This is a genomic window from Desulfosporosinus hippei DSM 8344 (assembly GCF_900100785.1).
In the GTDB taxonomy this organism is placed as follows: domain Bacteria; phylum Bacillota; class Desulfitobacteriia; order Desulfitobacteriales; family Desulfitobacteriaceae; genus Desulfosporosinus; species Desulfosporosinus hippei.
In genome coordinates, this window is record NZ_FNCP01000026.1 from 1 (window position 1) to 21,139 (window position 21,139).

General features: G+C 38.4%; 29 protein-coding genes. 26 read left to right on the top strand and 3 right to left on the bottom strand.

All coding sequences use genetic code 11. The features are described from left to right. Nucleotides 1–104 precede the first annotated feature (104 nt). Nucleotides 105–512 (top strand): molybdenum cofactor biosynthesis protein MoaE, encoded by a 408-nt coding sequence (locus BLS16_RS18175; protein WP_092335081.1) that lies wholly within the window; start codon nucleotides 105–107, stop codon nucleotides 510–512. Between the two features lie 47 nt (nucleotides 513–559). Then, nucleotides 560–1,213, top strand: coding sequence for a pentapeptide repeat-containing protein (locus BLS16_RS18180; RefSeq protein WP_092335082.1), 654 nt, complete (start codon nucleotides 560–562; stop codon nucleotides 1,211–1,213). A gap of 7 nt (nucleotides 1,214–1,220) precedes the next feature. Here BLS16_RS18180 and BLS16_RS18185 read toward each other — a convergent pair whose 3' ends face one another. Beyond that, the gene (locus BLS16_RS18185) at nucleotides 1,221–1,781 is read right to left on the bottom strand and encodes a flavin reductase family protein (protein WP_092335155.1); all 561 of its coding nucleotides are present in this window, start codon (nucleotides 1,779–1,781) and stop codon (nucleotides 1,221–1,223) included. A 371-nt stretch (nucleotides 1,782–2,152) separates the two neighbouring features. On the opposite strand from BLS16_RS18185, the gene BLS16_RS18190 reads away from it, so the two are divergent. The 14 genes from BLS16_RS18190 (at nucleotide 2,153) to BLS16_RS18255 (ending at nucleotide 11,881) form a co-directional block, all read left to right on the top strand. Then, nucleotides 2,153–2,872, top strand: coding sequence for an AAA family ATPase (locus BLS16_RS18190; protein ID WP_092335083.1), 720 nt, complete (start codon nucleotides 2,153–2,155; stop codon nucleotides 2,870–2,872). Between the two features lie 130 nt (nucleotides 2,873–3,002). After that, on the top strand, nucleotides 3,003–3,599 hold the full coding sequence (locus tag BLS16_RS18195) for a dienelactone hydrolase family protein (protein ID WP_092335084.1): 597 nt from the start codon (nucleotides 3,003–3,005) through the stop codon (nucleotides 3,597–3,599). A gap of 43 nt (nucleotides 3,600–3,642) precedes the next feature. After that, complete coding sequence (locus BLS16_RS18200) at nucleotides 3,643–4,263, top strand: DUF2238 domain-containing protein (RefSeq protein ID WP_092335085.1); 621 nt, start codon at nucleotides 3,643–3,645, stop codon at nucleotides 4,261–4,263. 58 nt (nucleotides 4,264–4,321) lie between these two features. Beyond that, a complete protein-coding gene (locus BLS16_RS18205) occupies nucleotides 4,322–5,545 on the top strand; it encodes an alpha/beta hydrolase (protein WP_092335086.1) in 1,224 nt (407 codons plus the stop codon). Nucleotides 5,546–5,576: 31 nt separating this feature from the next. Then, nucleotides 5,577–6,266, top strand: a complete 690-nt coding sequence (locus tag BLS16_RS18210) for an aspartate/glutamate racemase family protein (protein ID WP_092335087.1) — start codon at nucleotides 5,577–5,579, stop codon at nucleotides 6,264–6,266. Between the two features lie 92 nt (nucleotides 6,267–6,358). Beyond that, complete coding sequence (locus BLS16_RS18215) at nucleotides 6,359–6,724, top strand: DUF4180 domain-containing protein (RefSeq protein ID WP_092335088.1); 366 nt, start codon at nucleotides 6,359–6,361, stop codon at nucleotides 6,722–6,724. 437 nt (nucleotides 6,725–7,161) lie between these two features. After that, entirely contained in the window at nucleotides 7,162–7,407 is a 246-nt protein-coding gene (locus tag BLS16_RS18220; RefSeq protein WP_092335089.1) for a hypothetical protein, read from the top strand. Nucleotides 7,408–7,429: 22 nt separating this feature from the next. After that, nucleotides 7,430–7,930 (top strand): GNAT family N-acetyltransferase, encoded by a 501-nt coding sequence (locus BLS16_RS18225; protein ID WP_242876360.1) that lies wholly within the window; start codon nucleotides 7,430–7,432, stop codon nucleotides 7,928–7,930. A gap of 66 nt (nucleotides 7,931–7,996) precedes the next feature. Next, the gene (locus BLS16_RS18230; RefSeq protein ID WP_092335091.1) at nucleotides 7,997–8,629 is read left to right on the top strand and encodes a tRNA-uridine aminocarboxypropyltransferase; all 633 of its coding nucleotides are present in this window, start codon (nucleotides 7,997–7,999) and stop codon (nucleotides 8,627–8,629) included. 52 nt (nucleotides 8,630–8,681) lie between these two features. Beyond that, the gene (locus BLS16_RS18235) at nucleotides 8,682–9,530 is read left to right on the top strand and encodes a VanW family protein (RefSeq protein WP_092335092.1); all 849 of its coding nucleotides are present in this window, start codon (nucleotides 8,682–8,684) and stop codon (nucleotides 9,528–9,530) included. A 35-nt stretch (nucleotides 9,531–9,565) separates the two neighbouring features. Beyond that, nucleotides 9,566–10,396 (top strand): pentapeptide repeat-containing protein, encoded by an 831-nt coding sequence (locus tag BLS16_RS18240; protein ID WP_242876361.1) that lies wholly within the window; start codon nucleotides 9,566–9,568, stop codon nucleotides 10,394–10,396. Nucleotides 10,397–10,456: 60 nt separating this feature from the next. Further along, entirely contained in the window at nucleotides 10,457–10,906 is a 450-nt protein-coding gene (locus BLS16_RS18245) for a GNAT family N-acetyltransferase (RefSeq protein WP_092335094.1), read from the top strand. 48 nt (nucleotides 10,907–10,954) lie between these two features. Next, complete coding sequence (locus BLS16_RS18250; protein ID WP_092335095.1) at nucleotides 10,955–11,449, top strand: DinB family protein; 495 nt, start codon at nucleotides 10,955–10,957, stop codon at nucleotides 11,447–11,449. 51 nt (nucleotides 11,450–11,500) lie between these two features. Continuing rightward, complete coding sequence (locus BLS16_RS18255; RefSeq protein WP_092335096.1) at nucleotides 11,501–11,881, top strand: DUF2809 domain-containing protein; 381 nt, start codon at nucleotides 11,501–11,503, stop codon at nucleotides 11,879–11,881. Nucleotides 11,882–11,890: 9 nt separating this feature from the next. Here BLS16_RS18255 and BLS16_RS18260 read toward each other — a convergent pair whose 3' ends face one another. Then, a complete protein-coding gene (locus BLS16_RS18260) occupies nucleotides 11,891–13,309 on the bottom strand; it encodes an ATP-binding protein (protein ID WP_092335097.1) in 1,419 nt (472 codons plus the stop codon). Nucleotides 13,310–13,633: 324 nt separating this feature from the next. Between BLS16_RS18260 and BLS16_RS18265 the strand changes: the two genes are divergently transcribed. The 8 genes from BLS16_RS18265 to BLS16_RS18300 all read left to right on the top strand — a co-directional run bounded on the left by BLS16_RS18265 (nucleotide 13,634) and on the right by BLS16_RS18300 (nucleotide 19,953). Continuing rightward, a complete protein-coding gene (locus tag BLS16_RS18265) occupies nucleotides 13,634–15,478 on the top strand; it encodes an ABC-F family ATP-binding cassette domain-containing protein (protein ID WP_092335098.1) in 1,845 nt (614 codons plus the stop codon). A 64-nt stretch (nucleotides 15,479–15,542) separates the two neighbouring features. After that, nucleotides 15,543–16,202, top strand: coding sequence for a sporulation membrane protein YtaF (gene ytaF / locus BLS16_RS18270; protein WP_092335099.1), 660 nt, complete (start codon nucleotides 15,543–15,545; stop codon nucleotides 16,200–16,202). A 10-nt stretch (nucleotides 16,203–16,212) separates the two neighbouring features. Further along, nucleotides 16,213–16,821, top strand: coding sequence for a dephospho-CoA kinase (gene coaE / locus BLS16_RS18275; RefSeq protein ID WP_092335100.1), 609 nt, complete (start codon nucleotides 16,213–16,215; stop codon nucleotides 16,819–16,821). A gap of 70 nt (nucleotides 16,822–16,891) precedes the next feature. Next, a complete protein-coding gene (locus BLS16_RS18280) occupies nucleotides 16,892–17,473 on the top strand; it encodes a lytic transglycosylase domain-containing protein (protein ID WP_092335101.1) in 582 nt (193 codons plus the stop codon). 66 nt (nucleotides 17,474–17,539) lie between these two features. Next, on the top strand, nucleotides 17,540–17,818 hold the full coding sequence (locus BLS16_RS18285) for a metal-sensitive transcriptional regulator (protein ID WP_014903641.1): 279 nt from the start codon (nucleotides 17,540–17,542) through the stop codon (nucleotides 17,816–17,818). 226 nt (nucleotides 17,819–18,044) lie between these two features. Beyond that, nucleotides 18,045–18,497: a DUF134 domain-containing protein gene (locus BLS16_RS18290; protein WP_092335102.1), complete on the top strand. Its 453-nt coding sequence runs from the start codon at nucleotides 18,045–18,047 to the stop codon at nucleotides 18,495–18,497. Between the two features lie 89 nt (nucleotides 18,498–18,586). Continuing rightward, nucleotides 18,587–18,964, top strand: coding sequence for a NifB/NifX family molybdenum-iron cluster-binding protein (locus BLS16_RS18295; RefSeq protein WP_092335103.1), 378 nt, complete (start codon nucleotides 18,587–18,589; stop codon nucleotides 18,962–18,964). A 134-nt stretch (nucleotides 18,965–19,098) separates the two neighbouring features. After that, nucleotides 19,099–19,953: an Mrp/NBP35 family ATP-binding protein gene (locus BLS16_RS18300; protein ID WP_034600191.1), complete on the top strand. Its 855-nt coding sequence runs from the start codon at nucleotides 19,099–19,101 to the stop codon at nucleotides 19,951–19,953. Between the two features lie 118 nt (nucleotides 19,954–20,071). Here BLS16_RS18300 and BLS16_RS18305 read toward each other — a convergent pair whose 3' ends face one another. Then, nucleotides 20,072–20,296: a hypothetical protein gene (locus BLS16_RS18305; protein ID WP_092335104.1), complete on the bottom strand. Its 225-nt coding sequence runs from the start codon at nucleotides 20,294–20,296 to the stop codon at nucleotides 20,072–20,074. A gap of 204 nt (nucleotides 20,297–20,500) precedes the next feature. Between BLS16_RS18305 and BLS16_RS18310 the strand changes: the two genes are divergently transcribed. Together BLS16_RS18310 and BLS16_RS18315 are read left to right on the top strand one after the other, a co-directional pair. After that, nucleotides 20,501–20,728, top strand: coding sequence for a DUF362 domain-containing protein (locus BLS16_RS18310; RefSeq protein WP_092335105.1), 228 nt, complete (start codon nucleotides 20,501–20,503; stop codon nucleotides 20,726–20,728). Continuing rightward, a complete protein-coding gene (locus tag BLS16_RS18315; protein ID WP_092335106.1) occupies nucleotides 20,694–20,879 on the top strand; it encodes a hypothetical protein in 186 nt (61 codons plus the stop codon). Before BLS16_RS18310 ends, BLS16_RS18315 begins: the two co-directional genes overlap by 35 nt. Nucleotides 20,880–21,139 lie beyond the last annotated feature (260 nt).

Sequence of the window (21,139 nt, forward strand, 5' to 3'; positions counted from 1 at the left end):
GTCAACTAATTCATCTGAACAATTTGGAGTCAATTATCAAGGAACGTTCGGGTTCGTTTTGTAACCTGAACCCTATATTTATCTTACAAGGAGTGTATTAGTTTATGATTAATGGAAAAATGAAAAAACTATCACCATCAATCGATGAATGGCTCAAAGAAGCAAAAAATAATCCTGCGGCTTTACAGGAAGGGATGTTTTTAGTTCATAATGGCGTTGTGCGCCAAACGCCCAAAGCTAAGGTGCGCCAAGGAATTGATGACGGTTCTATGGTGAGGGGAATGGAATTTGATTATGATGCTGCAATGGTTGATGCTGCCATTGCCGAAACCTATAAAATGGACGGTATCTTCCATGTTAGGGTTTGGCTTAATCAAGGCAAGCTCGAATTAGGCGATGACATAATGTATGTTCTGATAGGCGGCGATATCAGACCACATGTAATTGATGCCCTGCAATTCCTGGTTGAAAAGATTAAAAGCGAATGTGTTACCGAAATCGAACAAAAATAGTAGAACATCTAGCGATTGAAGTATTTTTTCAAAAGAGGCAAGAACGTATGGAAGACAAAAAAATAAAGACAAAAGTTTCTAAACCCAAATTAGAATTTGATTTAGATATCATCGAGCTATCCGGAGAAAATATTGTGGATGAAATGATAGTCTCCAGTGGAATAATTTCAAACTGCTATTTAGAAAATCATGAAGCAGAGTGCATGACTTTTAAAAAAGTAAAATTAAATAAAGTCATTTTTAACAAAGTTACTTTGAAACGTTTAGAACTGATAGATGTAAGCTTTCAAAATTGTGATTTATCAAATATTGATTTTAGTAAAGCTAACTTGCATAGAGTTGAATTTATAAATTGTAAGATGGTGGGTATTAATTTATGTGAAGCTACATTGAGAGATGTAACATTCATAAACTGTAATAGTAAATATGCATATTTTCGTTATTCAAATTGTAAGCAAGTTGTATTCCAACAATGTCAATTGATTTCTGCGGATTTTAAAAACTCATTGTTAATTAACGTAGAATTTCAAGATTCTAATCTTGTTGAGGCTCAAATGAACTTCACAAATCTAAGAGGAATAGATTTTACAAGTTGTGATATTGAAGGGATAGGAGTAAATATCACAGATATTAATGGTGTCATAGTGAATGCTATGCAAGCGGTTGGTCTTTCTAGATTACTAGGTTTGATTGTAAAATGAAAATAGATTATTTGCATCTTATTACTTCACTTCGGCCTATTTTAAACGGAGTGCCTAACACTTGGTTAAGATTACAATAATTAAGATCCATCATGATTATTGGATCGATCTTAATCGGGTCAGGCCTACCGTCGCTAAGGCATTGTTCATTGGCGTATACCGCAACTATTTCTCCTAAAAACATCTCAAAATCAAAGATTGGTATAGTTTGAATAACTTTACACAGATAATTGATAGGGCATTCGCTAATCATTGGTGCTTTTCCAATATCATCGTAAAATGAAGCAAAAACATTCGATTTATTTGTTGTTTTTCCGGATACGATACCGCAATAATCTGTCTTCTGAACTAAATCTGCAGAAGGGATATTGACACTGAAGTATCCATTTTCCTTAACACCCGCTGTTGTATGGTGAGTGCTTTTCAATGAGATATAAAGAACAGGTTTCATACTTACAACCCCATATGCCCCGAGAGTGGCGTAATTTGGCTTGCCATTTACATCAGCACCTACAAGCACTGTTGGAAAAGGGCCAAAAGGTCTATTCTCAATTTTTATTTTCATGATCCTACCTCCAAGTATATATTTTGCAGCTGCATGAAGAATAATACCAGAGATGCTAAGAAAAATATAGACTTTTTCTTTCTGTTGAATTATACTATAGCTAAAGTGCGCCCCTGAGTTTTTGATAAAATAAATATGGCATAATGACACAAAAGCCGATCATCCTTATTTAGGGAAATCGGCTTTTCATTATATTCATATGTCTATGTTATCATAGGGATAGAGGGATCGTTCGCTGTGATTCGGGGGGAATACGATATCACATTACAGAGGATTAGCAACATTGAGATAACATTTAATTCAGTAACCCGACGTCGCAAACTCTGAGAACGTTAGTTTAAGACCCTGGCCAGCAGAGATAGGAGAGACTAAGAATGTTCTTGCGAAGATTAAGCTTACTTAAAGAAAGGATCCCAAGTCACGAGGTCTATCCGTTTTCCATAGCTGCGTTTAAAAGTTTAGAAACGATCGAGTTTAACAATAGTGTGACATTTTTCGTAGGCGAGAATGGGTCGGGGAAATCTACACTCCTTGAAGCCATTGCCTATAAATGTGATTTCAACACAGCCGGTGGAGGTAGAAATAACTATTATGAAGTCCATTCCTCAGAATCAGCATTAGGTGATTATATTAGGCTTTCCTGGGCACCCAAAATCACGAATGGTTTTTTTCTCAGAGCGGAAAGCCTCTACAACTTTGCCTCTCATATTGATAGTCTCGGCCCAGCTGCTTATGAGCCCTATGGTGGCAACTCCCTCCACAAACAATCCCATGGAGAATCATTTTTGTCGATATTCGCTAATAGGTTTGGGAAAAAGGGAATCTATTTATTGGATGAACCGGAGGCTGCTCTTTCCCCAGCTCGTCAGCTCACCTTGTTGAGAATTATTAAGGATTTAGTAGAAGGCGGTCGGTCCCAATTCATTATTGCAACACATTCTCCAATTATTTTGGCTTACCCAGATGCCCAGATTCTCGATTTTGATACTTCACCGGTTTCTCAAACAACCTATGAAGATACCTCACATTATCAAATTACCAAAGGCTTCTTGGAAAATAGAGATCGTTATTTACGAAAACTATTCGAAGAATAGGCTTCAACCTTAATAGAGTTTGAGATAACGGAGAGGATATGAATTTAATAAATCCGGCGTCGAAAACCTTCGGAACGTTCTTTGAAATGTCACTTTAGATAAATGATAGCTTGGAGAGATATTAAATATTATGGAACGTAAAGAATACGCAGTAATTGTTTTGCATGAGATCTATGGTATTAACCCCCACATTAAATGGGTATGCGAACACTATTTGGAGTCAGGATATGATGTTTTATGTCCCGATTTCTTTAAGGGTAAAGAATTCTTTGATTATTGTAGAGAAGGAGAAGCTTATCAGTATTTTATTGATCACATTGGATTCAATTCGATGATAGAGGAATTTGAGAAAATATTGAAGAAGGCACATAGTAATTATAAACGGGTATATTTACTAGGCTTTAGTGTTGGGGCTACGGCAGCATGGCTATGTAGCGGTTTAGAGAGTACAGTTGATGGGGCGATTTGTTACTACGGATCTAGAATACGGGACTATCAATTTATAAATCCGAAATGCCCAGTATTATTAATTTGGGCAAAAGAAGAAAAGTTCTTTGATGTTTTAGAATTAAGTAATGCTCTTAAAACGAAGCCTTTTGTTAGTACACATATATTGGATGGAAGACATGGATTTAGTGATCCTTTTAGTAAAAATTATAATGAGCAATCTCAAAACACCGCACTGGACTTGGTTGGTAGGTTTTTACATACTCTAAAAAGCAGATGAAAGCATGTAAAAAAGAACAATAATGATCTCGGGGAGGATTAAAATGAACGATAGATTAGAACCATTCCATAGGGTCTTATTAGTGATTTTTTTTGCCGTGCTCATTTGGTCAGTTATAAATCCAAAGGATTTATTTACCTGGTTTTTAGAAGTTTTTCCGGCACTGATTGGGCTAACTGTAGTAACTTTAACTTATAACCGATTTAGATTGACCAATTTAGTTTACTTTTTGATATTAGTACACGCGATCATACTAATAGTTGGTGGACACTACACATATGCAGAAATGCCGATTTTTAATTGGATAAGAGATGCTTTTCATCTTGCTAGGAATTATTATGATAGGCTGGGGCATTTTGCCCAGGGTTTTATACCCGCTATTATCGTCAGAGAAATATTAGTGCGGAAATCAGCATTAAAAAGAGGTAAATTATTATCATTCCTTATAATTAGCATCTGTCTTGCCATTAGTGCATCCTATGAATTAATTGAATGGGGAGTGGCAGAGGCCACCGGTAGCGCAGCCGATGCATTTTTAGGTACTCAAGGGGATGTTTGGGATACACAATGGGACATGTTTATGGCACTATTAGGAGCAATAATGGCATTAGCATCTATGAGCAATCTCCATGACAAGTTCCTAAAAAAATTCATTAATCAATGAAAAGGGACGTTTGCTGCACTTCTGAAAGAATTTCTCACCTCAAAGGAGGAGGCGAAAAATGGAGATTAAAAGAAAATATCCTTGGCTAGTAGCACTAATGTGTGTATTTGCTGTACTTTCAATAGGACTTATTAAATCACCGATATCTATTATTCCATTTGAATCTAGGGCGAGTACAACGCCAGTCAATATTTCGGCCCGGAATTTTATTCCTGTAGATATGAATAAAGAGTTTCAAGCTAAAAAAACAAGGTTAATTGTTATAGAAGACTTTCAGGCAATTATGTTAAACAATAATAGGAGCCTGCATGTATATTTGCCTCCAAGCTACTATGATGATAAAGAGAAAAAGTTTCCGGTTTTATATGTTCATGATGGCAAAAGTGTCTTTGAGGTTTCTGATTGGTCGAAGGAATCACTTAATATGCATACCCAAGCAGATAAATTGATTTCAGAAGGTAAAATCAAAGAAATCATTATTGTTGGCATTGATAATATTGGAGAACTTAGAACTAGTGAGTATTCTCACTGGGATGGGGTAGATATGGGTGAGCCTGTTTTAGGCAAGGGCGATTTATACGAGGACTTCGTAATAAATGATGTAAAACCTTTTATAGATAAAAATTTCCGAACCTTGGCAGATAGGGACAACACAGCCCTTATGGGTGCATCGATTGGAGGTCTTGCTACTTTCAATATTGGGTTCAGGCATTCGGAGGTTTTTAGTAAGCTTGCCATGCTTTCCCCTTACCTGGGTTGGGGAGACAATAAATTATATGACATGTTAAGCACGGGAGTATATAAAGACAAGAAACCACTAAAGATATGGATCGATGTAGGGTCTAAAGAGGATAGCTTTGTTAACATGGCAGCTAATGGGGTTCTGCTATTAATGAATAATGGCTACAAATACTCTGATGAACTAGTGGCCTATGAAGCTCCTGATGGAGAACACTCTGAACGCTTCTGGGCACAACGGATAGAATCAGTATTACTGTTTTTATTCGGGAATATCGGTAAGCCTGAGTCCATGAAGCTATATGTGGATAATAAAATATACCTTAGTGATAAGGCTATTAAGCATATCAATTCAGTTGTAACCTATGATTCAGGATTCATAATGACCGAAGTCTTAGCTAACTATAGTGTAGAAAAACCAGATCTGTTAAAAATCGCTGGATTCGGGGGTGGACTGCTTCCACTTGCTGAGGGAGTCACGAAGATAACAGTTAAATCTTCAACAGGGTTAACTGCGCAAGAAAGTATTACTATTCTTAAATAGACCTAATCAATAATTATTGGGGGAATTCAAAGTGAAGACAATCGGTTTAATCGGAGGAATGAGCTGGGAATCGTCATCCGAATATTATCGCATTATCAATGAAGAAGTTAAGCAAAGGCTTGGAGGTCTGCATTCGGCCAAATGCATTCTCTACAGCGTAGACTTCGAGGAAATAGAGATCTGTCAAAGAAATGGAGAATGGGAAAAGGCTACCCAGATTCTGATAGATGCTGCTCAGAGTCTGGAGTCAGCGGGGGCAGATTTTCTCATCATTTGCACGAATACGATGCACAAGGTTGCTAAAGAGATCCAGGCAGGCATAAATATTCCAATACTTCATATTGCCGACATTACAGCACAACAGGTTTTATCTAACGAGATTAAGACAGTTGGCTTATTGGGAACAAGATATACTATGGAACAGGATTTCTATAAATCGCGCTTAGAGACTAAGGGAATAAAAGTATTGATTCCAATGGAAACGGATAGGGTAATAGTAAATGAAGTAATATATAACGAGCTATGTCTGGGACAGATTATTGAAGAATCTAGAGTCCAATATAAAAGAATCATTGAGGATTTAATAGAACGAGGCGCGATGGGAATTATACTAGGGTGTACAGAAATTGGTTTGTTAGTTAAACCAGTGGACTCGTCTGTACCCTTATTTGATACAACTTCGCTTCATGCCATAGGGGCGGTAAACTTAGCATTAGAATAATCTATTTCTAAAATTCTTAAACCTAGCCCCTAGCATGGTCGCTGGAGCAAACAGGCACAATGAACGTATAGTCGTTCAAATGGAGGTTAGGTATGAAAATTAATACTGTAAAAGATAATAATATAGAAATTGCTGTGGTAGATTGTAGCGAGATATTGATAACAGATGTCCAATCAGCATTAGATTTAATGGCAACAATTAGGTACGAAACAGATTGTGATCGTATAATTATTTATAAATCAGCAATCTGTGAAGAGTTTTTCGATTTGAAAACTAAACTTGCAGGTGAAATATCGCAAAAGTTTGTTAATTATCATGTGAAGATAGCAATTGTCGGTGATTTTTCAGTGTATACCAGCAAGAGCCTTAAAGATTTCATTTATGAGAGTAATAAAGGAAAGGATATGTTTTTCTTGCCCAATGAAGAACAGGCTGTTCAAAAATTGAGTAAACAATGATTGTTATCAAGAAAATCTAAAGTATAAGCACTGAGCAGTTAATGTTCAGTGCATTTTTATGATGACTCCCCCCTCGGGAAAGAGAGGGCAAATGGTGCATCGGTGCACCATTTGATAATATGCTGAAGCTATAAAGAAATGCCAAAATATAGTATAATTACATGAACAAGTTACCTGGAATTCGAGAATATGTGTAGTAGCTATTTTAGTTACAATCATCCTGTTGAGTACTTTGACAAGTACGTTTATATGAGCCGTTTAAGTTCACTTGATAGGAAGAATTAGTTTTATGACATAGCTCTCTGGCTGAAGTTGACCGTTTAAGCGAAACATCGCTGAAATTGAGGTTGTGAACTTAACAAGTTCATAATCCTTGAAAGACAATCATCAAAAGGGTTGAAATTGCGGTGAGGGCTTAAAAGGGGAGGTGGGTTTAAATGTTCAAGAGGATATTTAATTATTTTTTTGGTTGGGAAACGGTTTATCTCACAAACAATATTGATAAATATGCCGGCATACGAGGAAGGCTGCTGGATAATGGGGTAAAAGCAAAAACGAAAATAACCAATAACTCTTCTGGCGGTATAGGAAACTCCATTATGCCCAATAGTACAAACTATGAAATTTTTGTTAGGAAAGAGGATGTCCATAGAGCAAATCAGATAATTCATAGTCAGCGATAAAGCGGATTTCGTAACTTTTCAAGTGGCACAAATCGGAGGAGTAGATTTGGAAATAAAGATTAGAGAAGCAGTCATCAAGGACTATGAAAGTTTATGCGAGGTATACATTGAACTTGACGAACAACACCGGCTAAATCATCCTGAACTTTTTGTTTTACCTGAAGACTACGCAAAGGCAAAAGAGTACCTACTGGAAAGCATTAATGATGTTAATAAAGGGCTTTTTGTTGCTGAGGCAGATTCAAAAGTTGTTGGTTTTGCAGAATGTTACTTACAAAAGTCATCTAATTTCCCAATTATTAAGAAGAGGGAATGGATACAAATAGATGGTATAGCGGTCAGGGAAGGTTACCAAAAACATGGTATTGGAACACTACTTTTAAGAAGAGTTTTCGAATGGGCTAAGAATAAGGATGTAGATAGAATTGAGTTAAAAGTATATTCCTTTAATTCTAATGCTGAACAATTTTATGCTAGGAATGGTTTTAGAGAATTAAGTAAGGCTATGTATTTAAACTTATAGAAAATGAACATTACTTTGGAATATTAATTAATCTTAAGTACGACAGTTTAAGGAGTCATGAGAGCAATGGATAATGCTTTTAAAGTGAAGCAAATTACCAAACTATATGATAGTTGTAATCAATGTGGTTTGCCGACTTTGACTTGCATATGTAATATGGTTACTCCGATAAATTCAAGAGCCAAGTTTTGGGTTTTAACGAGTGAAAGGGAATTTTCCAGACCTTCAAGTACTGGAAGATTACTTAAATTGATAAACCCCCTTTCAACAGAAATATTCTTATGGGAACGAACCAAACCTTCGCAAAAATTGATCGAGAAGATGACTAACTTTAAAGGGAAAACGTATTTATTATTTCCGTCTGAGAATGAGGATTCTGAGAGTGAAACTCTAAGCAACCTTCAAGAAGAAATGAACGCATTCATTCTAATTGATGGTACTTGGAAGGAAGCAAGAAAGATCTTTAGAAAGTGCGATTACTTAAAAAGCATTCCCCAAATCTCTATAAAGCCGGATTATGAGTCTGAATTCACATTGCGAAGGGGTAGGCTTCAAAAAACACTTTGCACGATTGAAGCTGCAATGGAAATTCTGAAAAGTACTGGGGAGACAGAACAGCAAAGAATAATAGAGCAATACTTTAACCTTTTTCTTAAACACTATAAAGCAGGTGCTAACTCCCATTTGCCTAAAGACTAATTTGCTCCAGGTTTCAATTGAACGATAATCCGCATGGAGGGAGTGAAAAGCCCTGGCTACCAAGTATAGATATCAGTCTGAAAGGCCGGTGACACGTTCTAAATACCGGTTGCTTTTTGGTAAGCTATTCTTTACATGGCGTCGTTACTTCCAATGGTATTTTTCTAGGTCAACCCAGTATGCATCTACATTCCAGAATCTTGCCCTCCCTTTTAAAGTGGCAGATCATAAAACGCCATTGTATCGGCAGCTTAAAAATGTTGATATGTGGTTGCAGGAAAACAAGGTAACGAACTTGAAGTTGGCTGTGTCGAAGATAAATGGGTTAGTTCTTAAACCAGGAGAGACATTTTCCCTTTGGCGTTTGGTAGGAAAACCAACGAAAGCAAAAGGGTTCTCGGAAGGGATGGTGCTAAAAAACGGGTCTTTTGTACCGGGAGTAGGAGGGGGCCTATGCCAACTTTCCAATCTTATCTATTGGATGACCTTACATACCCCCTTACAAGTAAAGGAACGCTGGCGCCACACGCATGACGTATTTCCGGATGCTAACAGGACTCAACCCTTTGGAAGCGGAGCTACAGTTGTTTATAATTATATAGATCTTCAAATCAAAAATGAGACCCCAAATTACTATCAACTTCAAATAAATGTCGGAGAATCAGATCTTGAAGGCCAATGGCGATGTGAACAACCTCTATCTCATAAATATAAGGTTTATGAAAGTGACCATTTGATTTCCCAAGAATGGTGGGGTGGGTACATGCGTCACAATGTTATAAGCCGCCAGATATTTGATCTCCATAATAATCAGCTAGGAGACGAGTTTATCACTGAAAATCATGCCATAATGATGTACGAGCCTATGTTAACTGGTAGTATTAATCGCTGTGGGCTTTAAATTAAGGATTGCTGAAATATGGAGGAAGAACAGAATTGTCTAGGAGTAATCTGATTGCCGATTGTGAAAAATGTTTCGGTTTATGTTGTGTTGCACTGTACTTTGCAGCTTCAGAAGGCTTCCCCAATGACAAAGACGCGGGTCAACCTTGCATTAATCTACAGCGGGATTTTCACTGTTCCATTCATCAAAGCCTGAGGGAAAAAGGAATGAAAGGTTGCATGGCTTTTGATTGTTTTGGTGCGGGGCAAAAAGTAGCTCAAGTAAGCTTTTTGGGATTGGACTGGCGGAAAAAACCTGAATCTGCTAAGCAAATGTTTGATGTATTCCTTATTATGAGACAACTCCATGAATTGCTCTGGTATCTGTCGGAAGCTTTGACATTAGAACCAACCCGAACTATCCATAAGGAACTCCAAGCTATGCTTGATCAGACTGAACTTGTAACCGGCCTTAGTCCTGAGGCTCTTTTGAAAATAGATGTAGCTGCACAACGTGCAGAGGTTAACGCTTTACTGCTTAAAACTAGTGAACTTGTTCGAGCTGAAGCTCGTCTTGGGCAGGAGACCAGTTCAGGGCGAAAGAAGTCCTTCGGTAGAGGAGCTAATCTTATTGGAGCAGACCTTAGAAAATTTAATCTTAGAGGTGCAAATCTAAGAGGAGCTTACCTTATCGCTGCAGACCTCAGAGGAACTGACTTGACGGGAACTGATTTTATCGGGGCTGACTTACGAGATGCTGACTTCAGAGGAGCGGATTTAACAAAAAGCCTCTTTCTTACCCAGGCACAAATTAACACCACGAAGGGAGATAATTTCACGAAAATACGATCATCCTTTACCCGGCCGTTGCAATGGGACGCCTAGAAACAGAAGATAGGTATAGGGCCTGCGAATTTTCGTCTTAAGAGGGAGGGTTTACTATTTATGTCCAATTCTATAATTAGAAGAGCCGAAAGTACTGACATTTCCGCTCTCGTTAGGTTGCTTGGAATCCTTTTTTCCATAGAGAGTGATTTCAAAATTGATGAAAGCAAACAACGCAAGGGTCTTGAAATAATGCTGCAGGATGATTCCAAGGGTTGTATTATGGTTGCCGAGAACAATTCGCAAGTAATTGGAATGTGCACTGCTCAGATTTTAGTCTCTACTGCCGAGGGAGGGTATGTAGCTCTTATTGAAGATCTAGTAGTGGATAAAGAACATAGGGGAATAGGCATTGGCAAAGAATTGCTTTCATCCATTGAAGGCTGGGCGATGGAAAAGGGAGCAAAAAGATTGCAGTTATTGGCCGATAAGAATAACATCTCAGCGCTGGATTTTTATAAATCTATAGGGTGGAATAGCACCCAACTAATCTGCTTGCACAAGAAGTAAGTACTCGTCAACCCATCATCCATGGGTATTAACGGAGGAGAAAATGATATGAATAGGAATCAAATAATAGAACTTTACGGATATAACGCTTGGGCAAATAAAACGTTAATGAGTGTGGTAAAGAATCTTGAAACTGAAGAATTCATCAGAAACCTGTCAAGTAGTTTTAAATCAATCCGAGATACAATGGTTCATATTCTGGGCGCTGAAGAATTATGGTTGTCACGATGGATAGGCGAACAAGGTCGTACACTTTTAAATCCTGTTGATTATCCTAATTACTTAGCTATGGCTGAAAGGTGGGGTGATTTTAGCAGTCAGATCGATAGTTTTCTGATGTCTTTAACAGAAACTGAATTATTGGAAGAAATAAGTTATAAGAACTTAGAGGGTGTAGCATATACTTTGGAATTATGGAAACAGATGCTGCATGTGACAAATCATTCCTCGTTTCACAGAGGGCAGGTAGTAACAATGCTGAGGCAAGTAAATAAGCAGCCACCTTCACTGGATATGATTTATTATTATTTAGCTAAGAAGTAATAATTATTAGTGACTTAAACCAAATAATCCTATGAGGATATGGTGAGTACTATGCACGGTAAGAGGAAAGTAATTAGATATCTAATGCTAGTGACAATAGTTATGATATGTGGCTTAAGCGCACGAAGTTTCTCTTCGTTTTTACCGCTTTGGATTAATTTGTATTTAGGGGATATCTTATGGGGATTGATGATTTTTTTCTTGTTCGGTCTTCTATTCAGAGCTAAATCAACAAGAGTGGTTGCAGCCGGTGCGCTCATCTTTTCCTATGCTGTTGAGATTAGTCAACTATACCATTCCTATTGGATTGATTCATTAAGGCACACTAGTATTGGCGGTTTAGTCTTAGGTTACGGATTTTTATGGAGTGATCTGATTTCCTATACTCTAGGAATTGGTTTTGGATTATTGATTGAGCGTAGGCTTAATTAAGCAAGTTAACTACTCTACTATGGGGAAAATGATGAAGAAAGATGTCCCGTTTTTATCGCTTACAAAATCCAGCTTGGCGTTATGGCGTTCGAGAATACTGAGTGACATAGAAAGCCCCAGTCCGGTTCCATTTTGTTTGGTTGTAAAGAAAGGCATTCCGATATTATCCTGCAGCTCTGGAGGTATTCCTTGACCATTGTCACAGATGATTAGTTTAACAGAGGTTTGATTGCTCTCTGTGATAATCTTGACACACCCTTTAGATTTTGAAGCTTCTAAGGCGTTCTTAACGATATTTAACAAGACTTGTTTGATTTCATCTTCATCAAGCAGTGTAATGCTAACAGCCTTTTGTTCGACAATGATAATTTTGTCTTCTTCTAGAGCTTGGGCTTCAATGAGGGGTAATACACTATTAATGATATCATTAATATTATGCAATTTAAGATTGGTTGGCTTAGTCCTAGACAAACACAGTAATTCAGTAATTATTTGATTGGCTCTGTTAAGCTCATCAATCATTAAGATAAAATGGGTCTGATAAGGAGAGATTCCTTCCTTAGATTGAAGCAATTGCAAGAATCCTTTAACTGTCTGTAAAGGATTGCGAATTTCATGAGCAATGCTTGCTGACATCTGTCCAAGAAGGTTTAGATGCTCGAGCCTGCGGAGTTCTTTTTGACATCTTAGGTTGTCAGTAATGTCAATTCCTATTTCTAAGCGACATGATTTTTCATTAACGTTTATTGATTCTGAAGTAATGATAATGTGTTTAAAAGAATCAGCTGATTTAGTCTTAACTGATATTAGTTTACTAAAAGAATTGTTGTCATAATCTTCAGGTATTTTGTGAGGCGAAAATTGATTGTTCTGTGTTTCGCAGATATCTTCTTTAGTTTTACCAATTATTTCGTTTGCCGAATAACCAAAGAAATCTGCGAAGCTATCATTAACACTGACAAGCTGGTTGTTATCTTGATTAACAATTGCCATCAGGGCATGACTGTTGCGAAAAACCGCTGAAAACCTTTCTTGTGCTCTTAACAGCTCATTTTGAGTATGTTTGTGATGTGTGATATTCTTAAAGAACAAAACGATATACTTATCGATCATACATAGATTAACTTCGAACCACCGGTTTGTAATCGAGCCGCAAAATTCGAGACTAGTATTTTGGCGATCGTTTTTTATCTTATACATTGCATGAAATATATTTGTATTAATATATTGAGGTGCTATTTCCCAAAAGGGTTTGCTCATTAAATACTCTTTGGGTAAAAGAAAAAATTCCTCGGCTTGAGAATTCATTTTCACAATATAGAACCATGGATCAAGCATTACGCAGGCTTCAGGAATACAGTTGAAAAAATGAGACGATAATAGTTCATCCAATTTGCATTTTTCGGAATCAAAATTATCGATTTTCATTAAAATCACTCTTTTCTACTATCTTACTTGTATCATAATCCTTGATACTCGAAAACGGTGTCGCATCTTGCGGAAAAAATATACTACCTATCTAAAAATTTCCATACAGATAATATTCGTTTATTCTTATTTTCCTTTCTCGAAGGATGTTTTTGAGTTTGTTAGAAAACAAGGTCTATGATATAGTAAATTTCGATAACGAGCTTGTTTGTCAAAATATCGAGGTGCTTTATTTTCTTGACTTGGAACCCACAACGTGAATAGCAACCCAGTCTTAAGTTAAATTAATGTTGTAACGAATATCAATAGAGCAGGTGCAGAAAAATGAGTGTTTTATTTTGCCGCGATTGCGGTGTTGATATATCCGGTGAGCCACTTTTTCGGCGGATTAGTTTTGCCCTGGAAAATGGAGAAAAGGCTGCTCTAGTTGGTCCGAACGGAGCAGGTAAAACAACTCTCATTCGGGCTTGTATAGGTGATATGCGCTTAGAATGTGGAGAGGTTCAAATCCTTGGTTCCTACGGTTATCTGCCTCAGACTCCTATTGTGGAAGATGAAGGTAAGGTTTTTGACTGTGTAATCCAGGAACGTGCAGATTTACTATATCTGCAGGAACAACTGAGGGAGTTAGAAGAAAAAATGGGTACCACTCCAAGTGAAAAAGTAATGGAGCAGTATGCTGTTTTGACTGAATCCTTCGAACGCCAAGGAGGCTATGCTTTAGAAGCTTTAGTTCGGAAAATATTAGCAGGATTAGGGCTAGAAGAGGAAATGAATTCTCAGGTTGCTACGCTAAGCGGGGGACAAAAAACTCGGTTAGCCCTATGTAAGCTTTTGCTTCGAGCCCCTGAACTTTTAATATTAGATGAGCCAACTAATCATTTAGATATTGCTGCAATGGAATGGCTTGAAGGGTACTTGAGAGATTATTCCGGAGCTTTGCTGATTGTTTCACATGACAGATACTTTTTAGATAGAACGGTATCGAGAGTTTTGTGTCTGGAAAACGGCGGATTGAAAAGTTATCCCGGAAATTACTCTGAGTATGAATTACTCAAAGCTATAGAGGCCAAGACAATAGATCGAGAAGCAGAACGTTTAGCGAAAAAGATTGCTAAGCTTGAAGAATATGTTCGTAGAAATAAGGCTGGAGTCAACTCCAAGCAGGCTCGGGGCCGGGAAAGTCAGCTGCAAAAACTTAAGCCTATTCAGGTTAGCAAGGTAGATCATGGACTTTCAATCTCCATGGGAAGTGGTGGAAGAAGCGGAAATCGGGTACTTTTAATAGAAGATCTATCGATTTCTTTCGCAACCAGGACTCTTTTTTCCAATGTACAACTGGATCTAAGACGTGAAGATAGAGTAGCGTTGTTGGGTAAAAATGGGATCGGAAAAACGACTATTCTCAAAGCTATTCTTGATCAGGTTCCGTTTAAGGGAACCATTCGTTTGGGAGCAAATGTGAAAATTGCCTATTACTCACAGGAGCATGAAAATCTGGGTACTTCCGGTACGGTAATGGATGAGATCCGAAAGGTCTCCGATTTAAAGGATCCGGAGATTAGAAGTCTTCTCGCCAGATATGGGTTTCGAAAAGATGATGTATTTAAGCTTATATCTGTCTTAAGTGGAGGAGAAAAGAGCCGTTTAGCCTTATGCAAACTTTTCTTAGAGCAAGGGAACTTACTCCTGCTGGATGAGCCGACAAATCACCTGGATGTTGAAACTCGTGGGGTTTTAGAAGAAGCTCTTCAAGAGTACGACGGAACAGTACTAATGGTTTCCCATGATCGCTACTTCTTAGATAAGGTTGCTAACAAAATTGCCGAACTAACCCCTCGTGGACTGCTGCTTTATGATGGAGATTACACCGGGTTCAAAGAATATAAACAACAGCAAGAAGAACTTTGTGATGCTTCTCTGGATCGAAATAATAAGACAAGTGGGCAAGATCAACAAGAGAGCCGCCTTCAAGCACGTGAAAAAAAGCGAATGAAGCAACTTGAATTAGAAATCGAAGAGTTAGAAACAAAACTTCAAACATTAGAAGAAGAGCTTGGAATGGCCAATACTAATTATGAGTTGGCTATGAAGCTGCATGAAGATTATGAGGCGGCAAAGCAACGCAGAGATAGTGCTTTAGAAGAATGGATTGCTGGAAATGATTGATTTCACCAAATAGACTTTGAATCCATATATTATCCTGAAGTCGCAAGATGGAGGGATACATATTATGGGAGTAGCTATGCTTATGGCAGTGGCTTTAAGTCTGGATGGTTTTGGTGTCGGGTTGGCGTATGGGCTGCGCCGCATTCGAATACCGGTAAATTCGCTTATAGCTATTGCAATGTGTACGGTTTTGGCAATGGGAATTTCAATGCTTTTCGGTAGCTGGGTAAGCTTATGGCTAGAGGTAATACCTGCACAGTTATTAGGAGCTGTAATTTTACTAGCTCTAGGAGTTTTTCAATTAGGGAAAGCTATTAGGAATGGGAGCGAAGAAGTCTTTCCGGAAGCTGTGCCGGCTATGGCTTATGCTCAACCCAAAGCTGTTTTAGAACCGGTTTTTAGATTTCAATTACAATTATTCGGTTTGGTAATTCAAGTTCTTAAGACACCCGATATTGCAGATGTCGATGGTTCTGGGGTAATCAGTTTAAAAGAAAGCTTACTGTTAGGAAGTGCCCTAGCTATAGATGCCTTTGCAAGTGGAATAGGAGCTGCTATGGCTGGAATGACTTTGTCAGTAATTGGAGTCGTAGCCTTGACCCAAATAATGATGCTCCGGCTAGGTCAGCAAATGGCCGGGAAAATTCCCGTATATTGGACTAGTAAGGCGGAATATTTGCCAGGTGTTGTTTTAATCTTAATCGGATTGGGAAAATTGATCTGAGGTGAGAAGTATGTTTAACATTGGCCTGACGGGTGGAATTGGCAGTGGTAAATCTACAGTTGCCCAATGGTTTAAAAATAAAGGAATACCGGTTCTCGACGCTGATCAAACGGTTCACCGTTTGTTGCAAACTGACTCATTGACGATTTCAAAATTAGTTACTGAATTTGGCCCGGAAATTTTGAATAGAAATCAACAAATAGATCGAACCACTTTAGGAAAACTGGTTTTCAGGGATGATGATGCACGAAAGCGCTTAGAGCGCATCGTGCACCCTCGTGTAAGGCAATGTATGAATGAAGACCGAGATTCGCTTGAGCAGCGCGGGGATAAGATATGTGTTTGGGATGTGCCTCTGCTCTTTGAATCAGGTTTTAAAAAGTATGTAGATGAAGTTTGGGTTGTCTGGGTACCACGCAGCCTGCAAATTTCTCGCGTTCTGGCAAGGGACAAGCTGAGTCTGGGTGAGGTGGAAGCCCGAATTGCTTCCCAAGGATCACTAGATGAAAAGTGCAAGCTAGCTGATGTTGTTATTGATAATTCTGGGGACGAGGCTCAAACAGTGTGTCAACTCTCTAATAAATGGGAAGAATTACTAGATAGGCTAGAGCTCAATTAATACATAATAGACTACTTTGAGAAAATAGACTAAGGATAAATACCTTTCTTAATTGTGAGAAGGAGATGGGATGGCTAAAAAGAATTTGAAGCGTAAGATCAATGGCCGGCAAATTAGCCTAGTTATTGTGCTATGTATTTTAGCAGTTTATAGCATTTTTCAATTAGTAGATTTACAGAAGATTATCTATCCATACCCTCACCGGACAATCATTGAAAAATATGCTTCCCAATACGGAGTTGATCCCTTATTGGTTCTTGCTGTGATCCGAGAGGAAAGTAAGTTTCTTCCCCAATCAGAATCTCATAAGGGTGCACTAGGACTAATGCAGTTAATGCCCAGTACAGCTCAATCCATAGCCCAAAGTGTTGGAGATAAGGGTTATAGTAATGAGTATCTACTTGATCCGGAAAAGAATATTCAATACGGAACTTGGTATCTGGCTAGTCTGCAAAAGCTGTTTTCTAACAATCAAACTTTAGTCATTGCTGCTTATAATGGTGGAAGAGGGCATGTTCAAGAATGGATTGAATCCGGTCAAATTGACCCGGATAATATCCGGCAGCAGGATATTCCCTTTAAAGAAACCCGTGATTACGTGCAGCGTGTCTTGAAAAGTTATCAAAAATACATTAAACTTTATCGTACATAACTTGATTGTAACTCCGGTAAGCTATTAAGATAGGTATCCATTTACAGGTGAAAGGAATGTATCTTTTTGAAAGAGGTTGATCAAGAAGAAGTTCAAAAAATTCTAACTCGTCTAAAGACTGTACGGGGACATATCTCAGGTGTAGAGCGCATGATTGAGGAAGAGAAAAGTTGCGAAGATATCCTTTTGCAACTTGTTGCCATTCGCTCAGCGGTTCATAAGACATCTGTGATTATAGCTCAACGTTATGCCAGTTCCTGTCTATTAGATGCCATTGACTCCGGAGAGGATCGGCAAGAGGTTCTGAATAATGCTATCGAAACCCTTATGAAACTTAACCAGTGAAACCTTCGGACTTTAGCCGTCACTCTTTCTTCAGGGGGGCGGCTTTTTAGTTTTATTATTTACGACCTTACTCCTTGTAAGTAGGTGTTCCTTGTTCTGTTTCTGTGGGGGAAGAGATGAAAGTGAATTCTAAATAAATATTTTATTATAAAGCCGAAATTTAATTGCTTTATTCAGGAAATTTGATATACTTTAATTGAGCATATGCCCAAAAGGAGCTGATTTGATGCCAAGGCGACGTTGTTGTGGCCTAATCGACGATGCACTAGTCTGCCAGACTTTCATTCCTCTGGGACAATCTTGTTTAGAAGAAATAAATATTAACTTAGAGGAATTAGAAGCCATTCGTCTTAAAGACAAGGTGGGTTTGGATCAAATCGAGTGTGCAGCGTCTATGGGGGTTTCCAGAGCTACGTTTCAGCGAATTTTAGGAGCGGCTAGGTCGAAAATCGCTTCTGCATTAGTTGAAGGGCGACCTATAATTATTCGAGGTGGTCACTATTTGATGAAAAATCGTGTGTTTGAGTGTATTGGATGCGGAAATGTATGGGAAGCAGAACCTTGTGCAACTGGCGGGAAACATGGCTATGAAATTGCTTGCCCTAAATGCGGGAGTATGAAAAAAGTAAAACGTGGGCACAGCAAAGGTGACTGTTGTGGGAATTCGTCTGAAGGTTAACAAAACAGGTAACAGCAACATATGTATTTAGTTCTGTTTTTCCTCAGACTAACTAAAAAGATACATTATGATGATATGGAGGGAATTATATGTCTAAAAAAATCGCAATTCCAACAAATGGTGATGAACTAGACCCACATTTTGGACGAGCTGCAGGATTTACTGTCTTTGAGATTGAGGGAAATGAAGCTCGTTTTGTTGAATTACTAAGCTCTACGGGTCTTCAACATCAGCATGAAGGTCTCGCCAATATGTTTAAAAGCAAAGGGGTAGAAGTCCTTGTATGCGGTGGTATTGGCGGAGGTATGATTAATGGTCTGACGGCTATAGGCCTTGAAGTTGTTTCTGGAGCATCCGGGAAAGTGGCAGATGTTGCAAATCAATACGCATTAGGAAAGATCGTTAGTTCAGGTTCTGTTTGTGCACACGATCATGGAGATGATCACCACCACCATCATCATCACTAAGCAATTTTATGGAGAGACTAGGATAAAGGGCTCGATAAAAGGATAACCTTGACAAATGAAGATTTTGGGGAGTAAGATAATTTTTGGTTACATTTATCTAAGAGCAATAATTTACTAATATTGGAGGTAGTAAAGTGAGCGAATCATGTAATAGCTGTGCTGCAGCTGGTTCATGCAACACAGAAACTTGTTCCAGTGCGCCCCAATTAACTAAGGCTCAGAAAGCCAGCAACGTTAAGAAAGTAATTGCGGTTATGAGCGGTAAGGGTGGAGTTGGAAAATCTTCTGTAACCAGTATGTTAGCAGTAAGCCTAATGCGACAAGGATTTAAAGTCGGAATTCTTGACTCGGACATAACTGGACCAAGTATTCCAAAGATTTTTGGAATTAAGGAACGGGCGGGTGCAAGCCAAGGTGGGATTATTGCACCAACCAGTCGTGGCGGGATTAAAGTCATGTCTCTCAATCTTATGATTGAAAACGAAGATGATCCGGTAATTTTGAGAGGGCCACTGATCACTCAAGTAGTTAATCAGTTTTGGAAGGATGTTATTTGGGGAGAATTAGACTATCTTTTGATCGATATGCCTCCTGGCACAGGCGATGTGGCAATCACATTATTCCAATCTCTTCCGATTAATGGGGTTGTGATGGTAACAAGTCCTCAAGCTTTAGCTAATATGGTAGTACGAAAAGCTATCAAGATGGTTAGAAATTATGAACCACCCATTTATGGGCTGGTTGAAAATATGGCTTATGTGCAATGTCCGGATTGCAGCAAAAAGATAGAGGTTTTTGGAAAACCTCAAGGTGAGGAAGAAGCAAAGCGTACTGCTATTCCTTTCTTGGGCTCCTTGCCACTGGATCCAGCTCTTGCAACATTATCTGATGATGGTAAAATTGAAGACTATCAGTCTGCTGACTTTGATCAGATTGCTCGCAGCTTAGCTGAACAGATTAAATTATCAAGTGATAAGAATCTAGCCTAATTGAACAGTGAACAAGGGATTGTAGCAACTATCTAGTTGTTACAATCCCTTTTGTTGGAATATGATAATTTTAAATTAAGCGGGCTTTAGGAAAGTTTCTGGACCCACTTGTGTTTTTTTAGGGTACATTCGATATTCGCAGAACTAGTTCAGACTTAACTTTTTCGATAGAACTTTTAAGAGATTGAATTTCAGCTTCATATTTCTTCACTGTACGTCCCGGGAGATGTAATCCGGTTTGCTTTAGGACAAAACTTCGTTCTTCCTCTAATTCTTCTAGCTCATCTAAAAATAGTTGTAACTTTGTGTTCAAATCTTCGTAACTTAATTCTGAAATGTTCATAGAAACAAATCTCCCCCCTTGCCTTAGTTATCTGATTATATTACAATTTAATAATTATTTATGTCGGATTTGCGACTGAACGGTCAGAACTTTTTCCTAGGGTTGACAAATGGGAATGAGGCGAATATATTAGAACTATGTACCGCACCGGGGTATATGGGGGTTGTCGATAACCTTGACTAAACAGGAGAGGGGTCAGAGGCCATGGCTGCATTTATTTTGGAAAGGCTTTGCCTGGGATGCAAACGTTGTGTTAATGCCTGTCCTGTTGAAGCGATCACAATGTTTTCGCACCTTGCGGTTGTAGATCCAAGGGTTTGCATTGAATGTGAAGCTTGTATGGAATCTTGTATGCATGGTGCAATTACTTTTAGAGCGTCAGAGGAGTTGAAGAACAATGAATGCGAAGAAAGAGCTGCAAGCAAAACTTGACCAGGTGGAGGAAAAACTGGCAGATTTAAAAGCACGCTGGCCTTATCATTCTGTGCAGCCAAATCTGGTAGCAGAGCGAGAGGATTTAGAAGAGGAACGAGAGCAGTTGCTACGTAAGCTTAAAAACATGCCAAACGAGATCCATGAATAGCCCTATATCAGTTAAGTCTATTTGGCCTTCAGCAATGGAGGCTTTTCTTATACTAAGATTTAGGGATTAACTGGAATGGCATAAAGGAAATGTAATTGTTTTGTTGAATTAGAATTAAATAGTATTAATGTGGAAAATAGCCCCAACAAGGGCGGATGTACTCGTTCATTTGATCCTCACTATCTACATACTTATTGAAATTTGGTGAGAAGAAACTAATAAGGGAATTTGGTTCTGCGTATATCGAGTATCAAAGGGAC